This window comes from Edwardsiella tarda ATCC 15947 = NBRC 105688 (genome assembly GCF_003113495.2).
GTDB classification, from domain to species: domain Bacteria; phylum Pseudomonadota; class Gammaproteobacteria; order Enterobacterales; family Enterobacteriaceae; genus Edwardsiella; species Edwardsiella tarda.
In genome coordinates this window covers 1,448,531-1,465,281 of the sequence record NZ_CP084506.1, presented here as the reverse complement: position 1 = coordinate 1,465,281, position 16,751 = coordinate 1,448,531, and the positions used below count along the sequence as shown (strand labels likewise).

Below are 16,751 nucleotides of genomic sequence, written 5' to 3'. Positions count from 1 at the left end.
TCAACAAGGCTGACCTCGACCCCATGCAGGGGCGCGGCGCTCCATGCTACCGCGGCCCTGGCCACCGCCGCCGCTGGTGGATAAACAGGGGCGACGAGGCGCCCCAAAGTCCAGGATGGCGCGCCTAGCTTAAGGAGAAGAAGATGCCGGCGATGACGGCACTCATCAAGTTGGAGCAGGTGGCGGCCAGCACGGTTCGTAGACCGTAACGGGCGATAAAGGCGGAGCGGGAGGGGCAAAGCGTGCCGAGGCCGCCGATCAGGATCCCCATGGAGGCCAGGTTGGCAAAGCCGCATAGGGCAAAACTGATGATCACCTTGGATTTCTCCTCCAGCACCTGCAGGCCGGCCGCGCTCACCACACTGCTCTCCTTAAGATAGGGGGCGAAATCGCTGTAGGCCACAAACTCGTTCACCACCAGCTTCTTGCCGATCATGGCCCCGGCGATACCGATGTCCGCCAAGGGTACGCCGAGCAGGAACGCGAGCGGCGAGAAGATCCAGCCGAGGATCAGCTCAAGCGAGAGCGGCATACCCATCATCTCTCCCGCCCCCGCCAGCAGCGTGTTGACCAGCGTCACCAAGCCGATCATCGCGATCAGCATGGCGCCGATAGCGGCCGCCAGCTTGAGGCCGCTACTGGCCCCCTCGCCCGCCGCTGCCAGCAGGTTCTCAGGCTTATGTCCATCAAACTGAATGCTGTTGTCGAAGACATAGTTCGGCTGCGTGGTCTCGGGAACGATCAGCTTGGCAAACAGCAGCCCGCCCGGCGCCGCCATAAAGGAAGCGGCCAGCAGATATTGCATGTTCACGCCCATCATGGCGTAACCCGCCAGCACGGTACCCGAGACCGAGGCCATGCCGCCACACATCACCGCGAAAAACTCAGAGTCGCTCATTTTGGGCATATAGGGCTTTACCACCAACGGCGCCTCGCTCTGACCGACGAAGACATTGGCCACCGCCGACATGGATTCGGTCTGGGAGGTGCCGAGCAGGCGAGCCATGGCACCGCCGATGAAACGGATCACCATTTGCATGACGCCCAGGTAGTAGAGCACGGCAATCAGTGCCGAGAAGAAGACCACCAGCGGCAACACATTCAGGGCAAAGACAAAGCCGATGCCCTCTACCGAGAAGTTGACCAGGTTGCCAAACAGGAAGTGAATACCCGACTTGCCGCTTGATAACACCACCTCGACGCCATGCGCCATCCCCTCCAGCGCCCGCCGCCCCAACGGCACGTACAGCACTAGGGCACCGATGGCGACCTGCAAGAGCAGGGCCAGTCCCACCGTACGCAAGCGAATGGCCCGGCGGTTGGTCGATGCGAGCACGGCGATGAGGATTAACGCCGCAATACCGAGAAATCCTGCTGCAAACATAACTGGCCTCCTTGTCTTGCTCTACCTACTGGAAGTGGTGGCGGATAAACGCATCGATGAGGCGAATAAAATCCGTTTCCGCCAGTTTGGCGCACCTGAGGGTCTGCTCATGGGAAAGCTGCACGTCGCCGAGCCCCTCCGCCATGTTGGTGATGGCGCAGATGGCCAATACCGCTAAACCGCAATGGGCAGCGCTCACCACCTCGGGCACCACCGACATGCCGACCACGTCACCGCCCATGCGCTGCATCATGCGGATCTCGGCGGCGGTCTCGAAGCAGGGGCCACTGTAGGAGACGAACACGCCCTGGTTGACGGCAATCCCCTCTCGTTCGGCCAGGGCCAAGGCCTCGTCGCGTAAGGTCTTATCATAGGCGTTAGCCAGGCTGAAAAAGCGCGGACCGTAGGCCTCGTCGTTAGCGCCAGTCATCGGAGTGCCCGGCATGGTATTGATATGATCATTAAAAATGACCAGCGAACCGACGCCGATACGCTCCGGCCGCAAAGAGCCGGCGGCATTGGTCACTAGCAGTAACTCGCAGCCGAGGCGTTTAAAGGTGCGCACCGGGGTGGTCATCACCTTCATGGTTTCGTGTTCGTAGTAATGGCCGCGCCCCTTCATGCAGATCACCTCCACCCCGTGCAGCTTACCTAGGGCCAGTTCGCCGCTATGTCCAACGACGGTACTGACCGGGAAGCCATCCAACGCCTCGTAGGGGATGACGACCTTCTCCTCTAGCGCATCGGCTAACACGCCGAGGCCGGAGCCGAGGATCATGGCCGCGCGGGGGGCAAAGCCGGGTTTGTGTGCGAGAATGGTGGCGACGGCGTTGAGAACCGGATCGTGTGGCATACGCTATACCTCTTGAGGGTGTAAATGAGACGTTGAGCTCACTCTAGGAGAGGTACTGGCAGATAAAAATCGCTAAAATCGGTCTAACTATCCCGATTTTCGGCACAATAAAGCCACGGAGAGCGGCCGAAAATGGGATTGACACGCTAAGGTCAGGTTGATGGGTGCCGTTTGGCGGCCATTTATCCCCAGATTGCAGAAAAACTTAAGTAAAAAATGCAGGCAACGGTGTGAGGCAGCGCGGGAATCGCCCGCGCACCGATCCGCAAACCGGCGCCCTCGGCGCTGTGATCTTTGACCGGGATCGCACCGGCGTCTCCCATCCACGAGAGCAGGAGATCCGTCCATTGTCCCTCGACAACCACTGGCGCGATCGCGTCTCCCTCAAGATGTTACGCTACTTTCACGCGGTGGCCAGCCACGGCCACTTCAGCCGAGCCGCCGAGCGGCTCAATGTCTCCAAGTCGCCGCTTAGCGCCCAGATCCGGGAGCTCGAATCCCTGCTGGGCGTAGCGCTGTTCGATCGCCATACCCGCCAAGTAAGCCTCACCCCGACCGGCCATCTGCTGCTGACCGAATGCACCCTGTTGTTCGACATGCTGGAGAGTAGCCTCAACCGGGTGGTACAGGCGGGGCGCAGAGAGCGCAACCAGATCCGCATCGGGCTGATCAGCACCGTTTTCTGGGCCGGCTTTGGTGAGGTGATCCGTCAGTGCCATCAACGCTACCCCGAGTTGCAGATCAGCTTTACCGAGCTCTCTCCAGAACGGCAAAAGCAGGCGCTGCTCAGCAGGGAGATCGATCTCGGCCTGGCCCGCTTCGCCGACACCATCAATATTCACCCACTATTGGCCGAGAGCCTCTATCGCGAGTCGATGATAGTAGTAGTATCGGACGAACATCCCCTACGCGATCGCAAGCGCGTCTCCTTGACCGAGCTCGCGGGGGAAGCCTTCGTATTGATGAGTCGCACCAACTCCGCCTCGACCAACCTCATCATCAACTCTTGCCTGATGGAGGGCTTCTACCCCCGGCTCAATCAGGAGGTGGTCGAACCCAACACACTGATGGCGGTGGTAGCCACCAGTCAGCAGGTGGCGCTGGTACCGGCCAGCTACAGCCGCCAGAAGTGGCCCCATGTGCGTTTTATCCGCCTCCAACAAGCCATTCCCGCCGACCTCTGCGTGCTCTACGCCTCCACCGACGAGGCGCCCCCCGCGGCAACGGCGCTGCGACATGTCATCGACACCATGGATGAGCTTATCAATGAGGGGTAACGCCGGGACGCGATCTAACGATTGCCACCTAAGGCATTTCCCGTAACTGTGCGCGGCGTCAACGCTCACGACCCGTTACGGCACACGCTCTAGTGTAATGGCCCCACCCTAAGCATCTGATAGCCATCACACAGAGACTTGATTCGGCGCCCAGCAATCCCTAGAGGCCGGCGGGCGCCCCTTCTCTGCCTACCGTCACGCGACCCTTCACAATGAGACGCCGCCCTTGCCGGAACATGATGCGCCGCTGAGAAACCGCCGGCGCAAACGCCGATAATCAGGGTTATCTGCGCCGAACCACCGGGATACCTGCATGCGCTTTCTAAGAGGGTTATACCCACGACGATTACGTAATCAAATGATACTCATGGCGATCCTGATGGTCATCGTGCCGACGTTGTCGATTGGCTATATCGTCGAGATCGAGGGGCGCTCCGCGGTGCTGGCCGAAAAAGAGAAAAAGCTGGCCGCCATCGTCCAACTGCTCGACCAGGCGCTGGGCGAACGCCTAGACCATTTCGCGGCGCTGCCGCGCGCTGAACGTATCCGGGCGCTGAATGCCGAGCTCAGCCCCATCACCGAGCGCATCACCCAGGCGTTTCCCGGCATCGGCGCGGGCTACTACAGCAAAACGCTGGATGCGATTATTACCTATGCTCCTTTCGCGCTGTATCAAAGCAACGTCGGCGTGACCATTGCCGCCGACCACCCTGGACGCGAAGTGATGCGCAGTGATACGCCGCTCGTCTTTTCCGGCCGCCAGGTGCGCGGCGATATTCTCAACTCAATGCGCCCCATTCGGCGAGGCGGTGAAGTGACGGGCTATATCTGGGCCAATGAGTTGACGCAGGATATTCACCGCCAAGCCAGGCAAATGGATCTGCGCATCATGGCGGTGCTGGCGGCGGGCCTGCTGTGTAGCCTGCTGCTGATCGTCCTCTTTTCACGGCGTTTCAGCGCCAATATCGACATCATCACCGAGGGGCTCTCGACGCTGACGCATAAAACGTCGGCGCCGCTCCCCGAGCTGCCCGGCGAACTGGGGCAAATCAGCCGCAGTGTCAACGCGCTGGCGCAAACGCTGCGTGAGACCAAGACCCTTAACGATCTGATTATTGAAAACGCCGCCGACGGAGTAATCGCCATCGACAGGCTGGGCGCGGTCACCACCATCAATCCCGCGGCAGAGGCCATTACCGGCTATACGCTGGATGAGCTGGTCGGGCAGCCCTACGCCGCCCTGTTCTCCGATTCTCATTTCGCCAGTCCGGTGCTGGATACCCTGGCGCACGGTACCGCACACCTGGCGCAAGAGGTCAGCTTCCCGGCGCGTCATCGAACCATTGAGCTCAGCGTCACCACCAGCCGCATCCACAATCCCCATGGCGAACTAATGGGAGCACTGGTGATTTTTTCCGACCTGACCGCTCGCAAAGAGGCCCAGCGCCGCCTGGCACAAACCGAAAGGCTTGCCACGCTGGGCGAGTTGATGGCCGGCGTCGCCCATGAGGTGCGCAATCCGCTGACTGCCATCCGCGGCTACGTGCAGATCATCCGCCAACAGACTACCTTGCCTGCACATCAAGAGTACCTGTCCGTGGTACTAAAAGAGATTGACTCTATTAATAAAGTTATTCAGCAGCTGCTCGACTTTTCCCGGCCGCGGCAAAGCCAGTGGCAGCGGGTGTCGCTCAATGCGCTGATCGAAGAGGCGCTGATCCTGGTGCAAACCTCCGGGGTTCAGGCGCGGATCACCTTCCACTGTGAGCTAGATAGGACACTGCCGGCGATCGTGGCCGATCGCGAGCTGATCAAGCAGGTGCTACTGAACATCTTAATCAATGCCGTGCAGGCCATCAGCGCGCGTGGCGAGATTCGCATACGTACCCAACAACGCACTCCCACACAGCAGACGGTGACGATAGAAGACAGCGGCTGCGGTATCGATATCGCGCTACAGAAAAAAATCTTCGATCCCTTCTTCACCACCAAGGCCTCGGGGACCGGCCTGGGGCTGGCGCTGAGCCAGCGCATCATCAACGCCCACTCGGGGGATATTGACGTGGTCAGCACGCCAGGAGGCGGTTCGACCTTTACCCTCACATTACCGCTCAATCCACCGGAGAGCCCAGCAGAATGAAAGCCCGCTACCGTATTCTCATCGTGGATGACGAAGATAACGTGCGTCGCATGCTCACCACCGCGTTGACGCTCCAGGGACATGAAACACTCACCGCCAGCCACGGTGCCGAAGCGCTGCAACGCTTTACTGACACACCGCCGGACGTGGTGCTGATGGATATCCGCATGCCGACCATGAACGGGATCGATGCCCTGAAAATCATGCGCACCCGGCGTCCACGCACCCCCGTCATTCTGATGACCGCCTACGCCGAGGTAGAGACCGCCATCGAGGCGCTGCGCAGCGGCGCATTCGATTATGTGATCAAACCCTTCGATCTGGATGAACTGAACTTATTGATCCAACGCGCGCTGCAGCTGCAAGCGATGAAGCAGGAGATCCGCAGCCTGCATCAGGCCCTGAGCACCAGCTGGCAGTGGGGGCATATCCTGACCAACAGCCCGCACATGATGGAGATTTGCAAAGACACCGCGAAAATTGCCCTTTCGCAAGCCAACGTACTGATCAGCGGAGAGAGTGGAACCGGCAAAGAGCTGATTGCCCGCGCCATTCACTACGGCTCGCGCCGGGCAAACGGCCCGTTTATCAAGATCAACTGCGCCGCCCTGCCGGAGTCGCTGCTGGAAAGCGAGCTGTTCGGCCATGAGAAGGGCGCATTCACCGGCGCACAGGCCCTGCGCCAGGGCCTGTTTGAGCGCGCCCACCGGGGAACCCTACTGCTGGATGAAATCGGCGAAATGCCGCCGCTGTTGCAGGCCAAGCTGCTGCGGATCCTGCAGGAAAGGGAGTTCGAGCGCGTCGGGGGACACCAAACCATTCGGGTAGATATCCGCATCGTGGCCGCCACCAACCGAGATTTGCAGGCAATGGTGCGCGAGGGAAGCTTCCGTAACGATCTCTTTTATCGCCTGAACGTCATTCATCTACAGTTGCCACCACTGCGCGAACGGCGACAGGATATCGCCCTGCTCGCCAACCATTTCTTACAAAAATTCAGCGCAGAGAATCAGCGCGATATGATTGAGATCGATCCTGCCGCCATGTCGCTGCTCAACGCCTGGCCCTGGCCGGGCAATATCCGCGAGCTCTCCAACGTCATTGAGCGCGCGGTGGTGATGAGCACCGGCGCAGTCATTTTTGCCGACGATCTGCCGACCCCGCTGCAGCGACCCGTCAGCGGCGGCAGTACCAACACTCCCCCGCCCGGCGAGCGCAATCTGAAAGAGGAGATCAAGCGCGAGGAGCGGCGCATCATCAGCGAAGTGCTCGAGCAGCAGGAGGGAAACCGCACCCGCACCGCCCTCATGCTAGGCATCAGCCGCCGCGCCCTGATGTACAAACTGCAGGAGTACGGCATCGATCCGGCCGGGAGCTAGGACGTGACCCGTAACCGTGCGCGGCGTCGACGCTCACGACCCGTTACGGAACTCGCCCTAGGCGCCGCCCATAGCGACGGCGCACCGAGCACGACCAGAATCTGCTATGCAGAATTTTGCACAGTGCGCAAAGCGCTGCACAGTACGCCTGCTCACCGCCGCGCGGCGGCATCAAACATAATTCATATTATTCAATAAGATATTCAATAATTCTCTCCTCCGGCCACTCTGGCATTCGGCTTGCTATTCCCTGTTCGTACTCACATTCGTGTAAGCAACAGGGAACAATAATGAAAACCAAACTAATTACCTTACAGAGTGCCGCCACACTGTTTCGCGACGGCATGACCATTATGGTGGGCGGTTTTATGGGCGTAGGCAGTCCACCCCGCCTGATTTCGGCCCTGCTGGAGTCCGGCGTCAGGGACCTGACCCTGATCGCCAACGATACCGCCTTTGTCGATACGGGCATCGGCCCACTGATCGTCAACGGGCGGGTCAGCCGTGTCATCGCCTCCCACATCGGCACCAACCCGGAAACCGGGCGGCGCATGATTGCCGGGGAGATGGCGGTTCAGCTGGTTCCACAGGGCACCCTGATTGAACAGATCCGCTGCGGCGGCGCCGGACTCGGCGGTTTCCTGACCCCCACCGGCGTCGGCACCGTCGTCGCCGAGGGCAAACAAACCCTAGAGCTCGACGGAAAAACCTGGCTGCTGGAGCGCCCGTTGCGCGCCGATCTGGCGCTGATCCGCGCCCATCATGCCGACCCCCTGGGTAACCTGACCTATCAGCTCAGCGCCCGCAACTTTAACCCGCTGATTGCTCTCGCCGCCGACATCACCCTGGCTGAGCCGGACGAACTGGTGGAGACCGGCGCGCTGCTGCCCGACCACATCGTTACGCCCGGCGCGGTCATCGACCATATCATCCTACCTCAGGAGAATAAATAATGGATGCGAAACAGCGTATTGCGCGCCGCGTGGCGCGAGAGCTGCACGATGGCGACATCGTCAATCTGGGCATTGGCCTGCCGACAATGGTCGCCAACCATCTGCCGCAGGGCATCCACATCACCCTGCAATCGGAAAACGGATTCCTGGGACTGGGGCCGATCACCACTACCCACCCCGACCTGGTGAACGCCGGGGGACAGCCCTGTGGGATCCTGCCGGGCGCAGCCATGTTCGACAGCGCGCTATCGTTCGCCCTGATCCGCGGCGGCCACGTGGACGCCTGCGTACTGGGCGGACTGCAGGTCGATGAACAGGCCAACCTCGCCAACTGGGTAGTTCCCGGCAAAATGGTGCCGGGCATGGGGGGAGCGATGGATCTGGTCACCGGGGCACGCAGAGTGATCATCGCGATGGAACACTGCGCCAAGGATGGATCGGCCAAAATTCTCCGCCGCTGCACCATGCCCCTCACCGCCCGCCATGCAGTGCATGTGCTGGTTACCGAACTGGCGGTATTCCGCTTTACGGACGGCAAAATGTGGCTGACCGAACTCGCCGCAGGGTGCGATCTGACCACCCTGCGCGCGAAGACCGAGGCCCATTTTGACGTCGCTGCCGATCTGCTGATCATGCGAGGTGACGCATGATTGGCCGCATCTCACGCTTTATGGCCCGCTTCGTCAGCCGCTGGCTGCCCGATCCGCTGATTTTCGCCATGCTGCTAACCCTGCTGACTTTCGGCGTCGCACTGTGGCTGACGCCGCAAACGCCGCTGACCATGGTGCGCTTCTGGGGTGACGGCTTCTGGAACCTGCTGGCGTTCGGCATGCAGATGGCGCTGATCATCGTGACGGGCCATGCGCTGGCGAGCTCCGCCCCGGTGAAAAGCCTGCTGCGCACCGCCGCGTCGGCCGCCAAGACTCCCGCCCAGGGCGTGATGCTGGTGACCTTTTTTGGCTCCGTCGCCTGCGTCATCAACTGGGGATTTGGGCTGGTGGTGGGAGCGATGTTTGCCCGCGAGGTCGCCCGGCGCGTGCCGGGTTCCGACTACCCACTGCTGATCGCCTGCGCCTACATCGGCTTCCTGACCTGGGGCGGCGGGTTTTCCGGCTCAATGCCCCTGCTGGCGGCCACGCCGGGTAACCCGGTGGAGCATATCGCCGGGTTAATCCCGGTCAGCGATACCCTCTTCACCGGCTTTAACCTATTTATCACCCTCGCCCTGATCGTGGTGATGCCCTTTATTACCCGCCTGATGACCCCCAGGCCGTCGGAGGTCGTCAGCATCGATCCGGCCCTGCTGCAGGAGGAGGCCGATTTCCAAAAAAGATTACCGGCCGATGCTCCCCCGTCGGAGAAGCTGGAAGAGAGCCGGACGCTGGCACTGATCATCGGCGCGCTGGGCATCGCCTATCTGGGGATCTACTTCGTCGAAAAGGGCTTCAACATCACCATCAACACCGTCAACATGATGTTTATGATCGCCGGTCTGCTGCTGCACAAAACGCCGATGGCCTATATGCGCGCCATCAGCGCCGCCGCGCGTAGCACCGCCGGCATTCTGACTCAGTTCCCGTTCTATGCCGGGATCCAGCTGATGATGGAGCACTCCGGCCTCGGTGGCCTGATCACCGAGTTCTTCATCAACGTGGCCAATAAGGACACCTTCCCGCTGATGACCTTCTTCAGCTCTGCGCTGATCAACTTTGCCGTACCGTCCGGCGGCGGCCACTGGGTCATTCAGGGGCCGTTCGTCCTACCCGCCGCGCAAACCCTGGGGGCCGATCTCGGTAAATCGGTGATGGCCATCGCCTACGGTGAGCAGTGGATGAACATGGCGCAGCCCTTCTGGGCGCTCCCCGCCCTGGCCATCGCCGGGCTCGGGGTCCGCGACATCATGGGCTACTGCATCACCGCCCTGCTGTTCTCCGGGATCATTTTTGTCATCGGTCTGACCCTGTTCTGACCGCGCCCTCTCCCCTTTTTGAAGGAAAAGAAGATGAAAAATTGTGTCATCGTCAGCGCGGTACGTACCGCCATTGGCAGCTTCAACGGTGCCTTGTCAGCCATGGGCGCCGTCGATCTGGGCGCCACGGTCATCAGGGCCGCCCTGGAACGTGCCCGCCTCGACCCGCAGCGGGTGGATGAGGTGATCATGGGCAACGTGCTACAGGCCGGTCTGGGGCAAAACCCGGCGCGTCAGGCGCTGCTACGGGCTGGCCTCAGCGAGGCGGTCTGCGGTTTTACCGTCAACAAAGTCTGCGGATCGGGGCTTAAAAGCGTGGCGCTGGCCGCCCAGGCCATTCAGGCGGGCCAGGCGCAGGCGCTGGTCGCCGGCGGCATGGAAAACATGAGTCAGGCGCCGTACCTGCTGAGTGCAAAGGCGCGCTGGGGCTACCGCCTCGGCGACGGCACGCTGACCGACGTCATCCTGCAGGATGGTCTGCTGTGCGCCACCCACGGCTACCCGATGGGGATCACCGCCGAAAACATCGCCCGCGAATACGGCATCAGCCGTGAGATGCAGGACGCGCTGGCCCTGCACTCCCAACAAAAGGCGGCCAGCGCCCTCCAACGCGGCGCGTTTCAGGCCGAGATCGTCCCGGTCAGCGTGACATCGCGTAAAAAAACCACCCTCTTTGAGCGCGACGAATTCCCCAAAACCGACTCCACGGCAGAAGGGCTTTCCACCCTGCGCCCGGCGTTCGATAAGGCTGGCAGCGTCACCGCCGGCAACGCTTCGGGGATCAACGACGGCGCGGCGGCGCTGGTGGTGATGGAGGAAAGCGCCGCCCGGACGGCGGGACTGACGCCGCTGGCGCGGATTAAGGGCTATGCCAGCGCGGGCGTCGCACCGGCGCTGATGGGGATGGGACCGGTCCCCGCCACCCAGAAGGCATTGCGCCAGTGTGGGCTGCAGATGGCCGACATCGATCTGATTGAGGCCAACGAAGCCTTTGCCGCGCAGTTCCTGGCCGTCGGCAAGACGCTGGGGCTGGATGCCGAGAGGGTGAACGTCAACGGCGGCGCCATCGCGCTGGGTCACCCCATCGGCGCCAGCGGCGCCCGGATCCTGGTCACCCTGCTGCACGCGCTCTCCGCCCGGGATAAAACCCTGGGGCTGGCGACGCTGTGCATCGGCGGCGGCCAAGGGATCGCCCTGATCGTGGAGAGGATCAACTAAAACCAAACCGGGCGCGCGTCGACGCGCCCATAGGCCTGCCCGACCTCCCCGCCCCGTGTCCAGGCAGCCGGCACACTTTTGCCTAGGCGCCCACCCCGCGCGGGCACGGTCCAGTCCGCCATCGCCGCAGCCGGTGATCGCCGTCCTGGATACCAAGTGGAAACTGCTTGACCCCATCTTGGCCAATGGCTCTGATCAATATGCGCTACAACAGAGCGATTTCTATCAGATGTTTGCCTATGGTCATCATTATTTTGATCAGCAGATTACTGTGCGGGAGATGTTCCTGGTGTACCCGGCACATGCCAATTTTGCCCCGATCGCGCAGCACTTTGCGTTCCCTACGCCAGGTAAACAGCCTTTACGTTTATGGATGGTCCCTTTTGTCATCGATAAGGTTAATCCTCGCCTGGCGTTACCGGAGGCGAGCCGGTTGTATCAAGCTTGCGCCAAGTCGTATTGATTTGAGGGATAAGAGTTTCTCTCCCGCCTCGTTGACGCGAGGGAGAGAGGCCGCCCTGAGGGTGTGGACAACCGTACCCGCCCTGGCGTCTTTCCCTGCGCCGATCCGCACGACACCACGACACCACGACACCACGACACCACGACACCACGACACCACGACACCACGACCAGATTGTTTATATTAAATTAAAAACAAATCAATAAGTTAAAATGAAACCCACCCTCAGCTATCTATAAATACAGCATAAACGACTCTTTTAAGGTGGCCTTTTCCGATAACCAACGTTACTGTTTCCCTGTCTGCGCGAAGTAAAGGATTAACATGTATCACGACATCAGCCATCTGCTCTCCCGCCTTATTCACGGCCCCACGCCACTGCACCAGATCTATTTTGCCAACACCAACGGAGCGACGCCGGAGTTGGCTTACCGGGTCAATTTCCCACGGTTGGAGATCGTGTTGGAGGGCGAATTTTTTGATCGCAGCCTCGTCGAGGCTGACGCGCCGCTGGCCGCGGGCGATGTCCTGTATATTCCCTCGGGGAATTGGAACTTCCCGCAATGGCAAACGCCAGTCACGACGCTCAGTATCTTATTCGGCAAGCAGCAGCTCGGTTTCAGCGTTGTGCACTGGGATGGCCATCGGCATCAAAATATGACGAAACAGCATGTCGCCCGACGTGGGCCGCGCATCGGTTCGTTCCTGCTACATACGCTTAATGAGATGCAGATGCAGCCTCAGGAGCAACAAACCGCCAGGCTCATTGTCGCCAGCCTGTTGAGCCATTGCCGTGATCTGCTAGGCAGCCAGATCCAGACGGCATCGCGTAGTCAGGCGCTATTTGAGGCTATTCGCGACTATATCGACGAAAATTACCCCTTGCCGCTCACCCGAGAGTCGGTCGCACAGGTATTTTATGTTTCACCTAACTATCTATCTCACTTGTTTCAGAAAGTAGGATCCATCGGCTTCAACGAATACCTGAACGCCACGCGCCTAGAGCATGCCAAGGCGCTGCTGAAGGGATATGACCTGAAGGTGAAGGAGGTCGCGCACACCTGCGGCTTTGTTGACAGCAACTACTTCTGCCGCCTGTTTCGCAAAAATACCGAGCGGTCACCGTCAGAGTACCGTCGCCAGTATCACAGCCAACTGACAGAAAAAGCGGTCACTCCAGAATAAGGTGGGTCTGGTGCGGCGCCGCAAGGAGTTTACGCACGGCGCCCATCACCCGCTGAGGTTCCCGCAGAAAAGCGCTGATACCTGATCGGACATAGCCGCAGTGGGTGAAACGATCCGCCCCCACCAGCTCAATATCGGTGAGTAGTATCACCCCATCTGCGCGGCTGATCTCCTCTGGTGTTAACGGATTCTCGATGCCGAGTGCGCCCTGAGTCTCAATCTTAACGCTCCACTTCTCCTGCTGACACAGCTTCTCCAACCGCTCCGCGGCCATATAAGTATGTGCGACGCCACTCACGCAAGCGGTCACCGCCACCAGATGTCGTACCGGTGCGATCGCCATGTTAACCTCCTAGGGTTACCTGAAAACCCGCGCGCTCCGCCATTTCACGCGCCTGCGCCAGCACTGAGGCCGATGGCTCAGGGACCGCCGCCATCGCCCACTCCCGCCCCAGCAAGCGATATTTTGCTTCGCCATACCGATGAAACGGTAATAGATGTACCTGTTGGATGCCGAGTGATGTCAGCAGCGTCAACGCTTGTCTCATGTTCTCTGTCGTGAGCGTATAGCCCGGAATTAACGGCAAACGTGGGATGACGTTGATGCCTTCCCGGACTAGCACGCGCAAATTTTCCAGCACCCGCGGCTGGTTCATATTCACCACCTCGCGCGCCTGAGACGCATTCATTATTTTGAGATCAAACAACACCTCATCGCACGCTTGTGCCAGCGGTAACAGGCGGCTGATCGGGGCGTCTCCGGCGGTTTCGACGGCGCAATGGATGCCGAGTCGCTGCAAGCGCCGTAAAAACTGGCCGGCGAACGCGGCCTGCATCAACACCTCGCCACCGGAGAGGGTGACACCGCCGCCGGAGGCACGAAAGAAGATATCATCTTTCAGCACCTCGCGTTCCAGCTCATCCAGCGTGATATCACGTCCGATCTGCGTAAACGCCCCGGAGGGGCACGCATCGACATCACGCAGGCACGGCGTACAGTGCAGGCATTGACTCTCCCGCCGCACCGTCTCACGACGCGGAGAGAGCGACTCAGGATTCGCGCACCACGGGCACGTGTGCGGGCAGCCCTTAAAAAAGACGACCGTACGGATACCTTGCCCATCATTCAGCGAGTAACGCTGAATGTTGAAGATGCGCGCGACCTCATCGCTACACGGCGCGCTAACCTCACAGCTGATGCGCGGTGCGACGAATGATGTCATCCTGAATCTCCTTCGACAGCTCGACAAAGAAGGCGCTGTACCCCGCCACGCGCACCACCAGTCCGGCGAAATCGTGTGGACGCCGCTGCGCCTCGCGCAATGTCTCGGCATTCACCACATTAAACTGGATGTGCTGTAGCTTAAGTTGAGTAAAGGCGCGCAGGAAGTCCGCCAGCTTGCGCAATCCCCCCTCCCCTTCGAGCGTCGCCGGGGTAAACTTCACGTTTAGCAAGGTGCCGTTTGACAGGAGTGTGTTGTCCAGCTTGCTTACCGATTTCAGCACCGCCGTTGGCCCCTCTCTATCCTGACCGAGCATCGGCGACAGACCGCCGTCCGCCAGCTGCTCGCCGGCCAAACGACCATCCGGTGTGGCCCCTACCACGGATCCCAGCGGCACGTGTGCGGACACGGTGTATGAACCTGGGGTGAATGACCCACCACGCGGATTCTGGTATTTCTCCACCTCTTTACAGTAATGGCGCAGCAGTTCAGCGCTGATGTTATCCACGCTATCAATATCGTTGCCATACTTTTCGAAACGATTGATCAACCTGGCGCGCACCTTTTGCCCTTCCGGCGTGGCAAAGTTACCCTTTAATACCGACAACAGTTCGTCAAAACTTAGGCGCTGTTGTTCAAAGACCATCCCGTTTAAGGCGTGCAGGGAGTCGCACAAGTTAGCGATGCCAATCCCCTGTACACCGGAGAAGTTATAGCGTGCCCCGCCGTCGGTAATGTCACGACCTTTATCCAAGCAATCGCTGATAAACGAAGAGAGTAGCGGTACCGGGGCCCAGTCGCGATGGCCGATATCGCAGATATTGCTGCCCTCCACCATCAGCCTGATGAAATGGCTAATTTTGGCGCGAATATGTGCCAGCAGGCCCGCGTAGGTCAATGCATGATTGCCTTCGTTCTCATACAGGCTAATTTCCATCACTTTTAGCAAGTTGAACATGGCGATATCGTGCAAACCATACGTTCGACCCGGAATCGACAACTCCACGCAACCGACCACGGCGTAATCCCGCGCATCCTCCAGCGACACGCCGCGGTTCAGAAAGGCGGGCACCACGACCTCATCATTAAAGATTTGTGGAATACCCGTACCGAGGCGAATGGTCTCCGCCGTTTTCATCAAGAAAGGAGTATCAATCAGCGTGTTGATACGCACACCCAGATTCGGCTGCGGCAGTTGTACGTGCTGATACGCGTCAAGGCAGAGGAACGAAAGCGCATTGACCGCGCTACGCCCGTTCGCTGTCAACCCACCCAACAGTGCGGTATATCCTGTTGGGAAACCCGCGAAATAACGCGCGCTACTGGTGGAGCGCAATAGAACGATGTCATTGCATTTCACCCACAGCGATTCCAGGATCTCTTGTAAGAATGCCGGGGGCTCCCCCTGAGTCAGTGAGGCCTGGTAGAACGGCAACATATACTGATCGAAACGCCCCAGCGAGAGCGAGCTGGCGTTCGATTCATACTGCAAAATGATGTTCATGTACCAGAATAACTGGCAGGCCTGCCAAAAGGTCTGTGGCTTGTGCTGCATCGTGTGGCGGGAGTTGGCGGCGATGGCGAGCAACTCCTGACGACGCGAGGCATCCGTGCAGTTTTCCGCCATCGCCTCGGCGAGCACGGCGTAACGCAGAATGTGACGCTGTGAGGCCTCAAGCAGCAACAGCGCGGCCTGATAAAAGGGGTTATCCGGCTGCTGCTGGCAGTATTGCCGCATCTGCGCTACCAGCGCCCCCAGCCCCTGATCCACGAGGCGGGGATAATCAATGATGATATGCCCCTGCCCTTTATCTGTCTGGTTAATACTAAAAATCTGGGTGCTGATCGCGGCCTTCACCTCATCGGTCATCTGCCCGTTGATGAAGTCCTTCATCGAGCGCTTTTCCCAGTACGGGAACAACACCTCGCGATAGAGGCGCTTATCGGCGTCACTGATGGCAAAACGATCCTGCGGACGCGTCGGGAACTGATCCAACTCGTTCAGCAGCCAGTAGGGATCCATCTCCGGCGACATAATGCCCGCCCGTGGCTTAACGGTGCGATTGCCGGCGATCAGCTCATCATCGCGAATCGAAATCTCAACCTGATCGAGGATATAGGCGGTCGCTTTCGCCCGACGCAAAATGGCGGGCTCGCCCTCTGTCTGCCGATGGCTCGCGGTATACAAGCACGCGCGCTCAAGTGAGATTTCACGCGGGTTTTGAAATAGCGCATTTTTTAAACGTTGGATGCGATTACTCATGAGGAATCCCTGGTGGGCCGACTGATTGCCGGATGGCGCCATGAATGTCTTATCGAGCCTACACGCTTTCGCCTCATAGACTCGCTAAGCTGACGCCATCGAATATGTTAACGTTAAGCCGTTTGCGACAGATGCGCGCCGATCTTGTTCATAATCGCGTCGGCACGTTTGACCGCATCGCTGATATTGACGCGAACGACCGTTTTACCGGTAAAACGCTCCTCAAATTTGATGCCGATATCCTTAGTTAAAATCACTATATCAGCCTCCGCCACATCGCGCGCGGTCAGTTCGTTTTCCAGGCCAATCGAGCCCTGCGTCTCCACTTTAACCTCCCAGCCTTTGGCTTTGGCCGCGCTTTCCAACGCCTCGGCCGCCATATAGGTGTGCGCCACCCCCGAAGGACATGCGGTCACTGCAATAATCTTAGTCATGGCTCATTCC

General features: G+C 59.6%; 15 protein-coding genes. 9 read left to right on the top strand and 6 right to left on the bottom strand.

Annotation, left to right across the window (positions count from 1 at the left end):
* Positions 1 to 124: 124 nt before the first annotated feature.
* Entirely contained in the window at positions 125 to 1,384 is a 1,260-nt protein-coding gene (locus DCL27_RS06795) for a NupC/NupG family nucleoside CNT transporter (RefSeq protein ID WP_005287037.1), read from the bottom strand.
* A 25-nt stretch (positions 1,385 to 1,409) separates the two neighbouring features.
* Positions 1,410 to 2,237, bottom strand: a complete 828-nt coding sequence (xapA, locus tag DCL27_RS06790) for a xanthosine phosphorylase (RefSeq protein ID WP_228594489.1) — start codon at positions 2,235 to 2,237, stop codon at positions 1,410 to 1,412.
* Between the two features lie 230 nt (positions 2,238 to 2,467).
* Between xapA and DCL27_RS06785 the strand changes: the two genes are divergently transcribed.
* The 9 genes from DCL27_RS06785 to DCL27_RS06745 all read left to right on the top strand — a co-directional run bounded on the left by DCL27_RS06785 (position 2,468) and on the right by DCL27_RS06745 (position 12,821).
* Entirely contained in the window at positions 2,468 to 3,514 is a 1,047-nt protein-coding gene (locus DCL27_RS06785; protein WP_223931140.1) for a LysR family transcriptional regulator, read from the top strand.
* 313 nt (positions 3,515 to 3,827) lie between these two features.
* Positions 3,828 to 5,654 carry a two-component system sensor histidine kinase AtoS gene (gene atoS / locus DCL27_RS06780; protein WP_071526334.1) on the top strand — a complete coding sequence of 609 codons (1,827 nt, stop codon included), beginning with the start codon at positions 3,828 to 3,830 and terminating at the stop codon, positions 5,652 to 5,654.
* A complete protein-coding gene (gene atoC, locus DCL27_RS06775; RefSeq protein ID WP_005293931.1) occupies positions 5,651 to 7,033 on the top strand; it encodes an acetoacetate metabolism transcriptional regulator AtoC in 1,383 nt (460 codons plus the stop codon). Before atoS ends, atoC begins: the two co-directional genes overlap by 4 nt.
* A 290-nt stretch (positions 7,034 to 7,323) precedes the next feature.
* Entirely contained in the window at positions 7,324 to 7,986 is a 663-nt protein-coding gene (gene atoD, locus DCL27_RS06770; protein WP_035597635.1) for an acetate CoA-transferase subunit alpha, read from the top strand.
* Positions 7,986 to 8,636 carry a 3-oxoacid CoA-transferase subunit B gene (locus tag DCL27_RS06765; protein WP_035597632.1) on the top strand — a complete coding sequence of 217 codons (651 nt, stop codon included), beginning with the start codon at positions 7,986 to 7,988 and terminating at the stop codon, positions 8,634 to 8,636. The genes atoD and DCL27_RS06765 overlap by 1 nt, the downstream gene beginning before the upstream one ends.
* Positions 8,633 to 9,955 (top strand): TIGR00366 family protein, encoded by a 1,323-nt coding sequence (locus DCL27_RS06760; RefSeq protein WP_035597630.1) that lies wholly within the window; start codon positions 8,633 to 8,635, stop codon positions 9,953 to 9,955. The genes DCL27_RS06765 and DCL27_RS06760 overlap by 4 nt, the downstream gene beginning before the upstream one ends.
* Before the next feature lie 33 nt (positions 9,956 to 9,988).
* Complete coding sequence (locus DCL27_RS06755) at positions 9,989 to 11,173, top strand: acetyl-CoA C-acetyltransferase (protein ID WP_005293926.1); 1,185 nt, start codon at positions 9,989 to 9,991, stop codon at positions 11,171 to 11,173.
* Positions 11,174 to 11,306: 133 nt separating this feature from the next.
* Positions 11,307 to 11,636, top strand: a complete 330-nt coding sequence (locus DCL27_RS06750; protein ID WP_035597627.1) for a 5-methylcytosine restriction system specificity protein McrC — start codon at positions 11,307 to 11,309, stop codon at positions 11,634 to 11,636.
* A gap of 324 nt (positions 11,637 to 11,960) precedes the next feature.
* Positions 11,961 to 12,821, top strand: coding sequence for a helix-turn-helix transcriptional regulator (locus DCL27_RS06745; RefSeq protein WP_005287083.1), 861 nt, complete (start codon positions 11,961 to 11,963; stop codon positions 12,819 to 12,821).
* On the opposite strand, the gene DCL27_RS06740 is transcribed toward DCL27_RS06745, so the two are convergent.
* The 4 genes from DCL27_RS06740 to DCL27_RS06725 form a co-directional block, all read right to left on the bottom strand.
* Entirely contained in the window at positions 12,808 to 13,164 is a 357-nt protein-coding gene (locus DCL27_RS06740; RefSeq protein ID WP_005287086.1) for a PTS fructose-like transporter subunit IIB, read from the bottom strand. The two genes, DCL27_RS06745 and DCL27_RS06740, sit on opposite strands and share 14 nt — an antisense overlap.
* Position 13,165: 1 nt before the next feature.
* Positions 13,166 to 14,044 carry a [formate-C-acetyltransferase]-activating enzyme gene (locus DCL27_RS06735; RefSeq protein WP_035596620.1) on the bottom strand — a complete coding sequence of 293 codons (879 nt, stop codon included), beginning with the start codon at positions 14,042 to 14,044 and terminating at the stop codon, positions 13,166 to 13,168.
* On the bottom strand, positions 14,010 to 16,307 hold the full coding sequence (locus DCL27_RS06730) for a formate C-acetyltransferase (RefSeq protein ID WP_035596617.1): 2,298 nt from the start codon (positions 16,305 to 16,307) through the stop codon (positions 14,010 to 14,012). Before DCL27_RS06730 ends, DCL27_RS06735 begins: the two co-directional genes overlap by 35 nt.
* A 113-nt stretch (positions 16,308 to 16,420) precedes the next feature.
* Positions 16,421 to 16,741, bottom strand: a complete 321-nt coding sequence (locus tag DCL27_RS06725) for a PTS fructose-like transporter subunit IIB (RefSeq protein ID WP_005293916.1) — start codon at positions 16,739 to 16,741, stop codon at positions 16,421 to 16,423.
* Positions 16,742 to 16,751: the final 10 nt, after the last annotated feature.

Excerpts from the sequence above, each read along its gene's own strand:
- DCL27_RS06740 (WP_005287086.1), bottom strand. The coding sequence starts at position 13,164 with ATGGCGATCGCACCGGTACGACATCTGGTGGCGGTGACCGCTTGCGTG.
- atoS (WP_071526334.1), top strand. The coding sequence starts at position 3,828 with ATGCGCTTTCTAAGAGGGTTATACCCACGACGATTACGTAATCAAATG.
- xapA (WP_228594489.1), bottom strand. The coding sequence starts at position 2,237 with ATGCCACACGATCCGGTTCTCAACGCCGTCGCCACCATTCTCGCACAC.
- DCL27_RS06735 (WP_035596620.1), bottom strand. The coding sequence starts at position 14,044 with ATGACATCATTCGTCGCACCGCGCATCAGCTGTGAGGTTAGCGCGCCG.
- atoC (WP_005293931.1), top strand. The coding sequence starts at position 5,651 with ATGAAAGCCCGCTACCGTATTCTCATCGTGGATGACGAAGATAACGTG.
- DCL27_RS06755 (WP_005293926.1), top strand. The coding sequence starts at position 9,989 with ATGAAAAATTGTGTCATCGTCAGCGCGGTACGTACCGCCATTGGCAGC.
- DCL27_RS06765 (WP_035597632.1), top strand. The coding sequence starts at position 7,986 with ATGGATGCGAAACAGCGTATTGCGCGCCGCGTGGCGCGAGAGCTGCAC.
- DCL27_RS06745 (WP_005287083.1), top strand. The coding sequence starts at position 11,961 with ATGTATCACGACATCAGCCATCTGCTCTCCCGCCTTATTCACGGCCCC.
- DCL27_RS06760 (WP_035597630.1), top strand. The coding sequence starts at position 8,633 with ATGATTGGCCGCATCTCACGCTTTATGGCCCGCTTCGTCAGCCGCTGG.
- DCL27_RS06795 (WP_005287037.1), bottom strand. The coding sequence starts at position 1,384 with ATGTTTGCAGCAGGATTTCTCGGTATTGCGGCGTTAATCCTCATCGCC.
- DCL27_RS06725 (WP_005293916.1), bottom strand. The coding sequence starts at position 16,741 with ATGACTAAGATTATTGCAGTGACCGCATGTCCTTCGGGGGTGGCGCAC.
- DCL27_RS06730 (WP_035596617.1), bottom strand. The coding sequence starts at position 16,307 with ATGAGTAATCGCATCCAACGTTTAAAAAATGCGCTATTTCAAAACCCG.
- atoD (WP_035597635.1), top strand. The coding sequence starts at position 7,324 with ATGAAAACCAAACTAATTACCTTACAGAGTGCCGCCACACTGTTTCGC.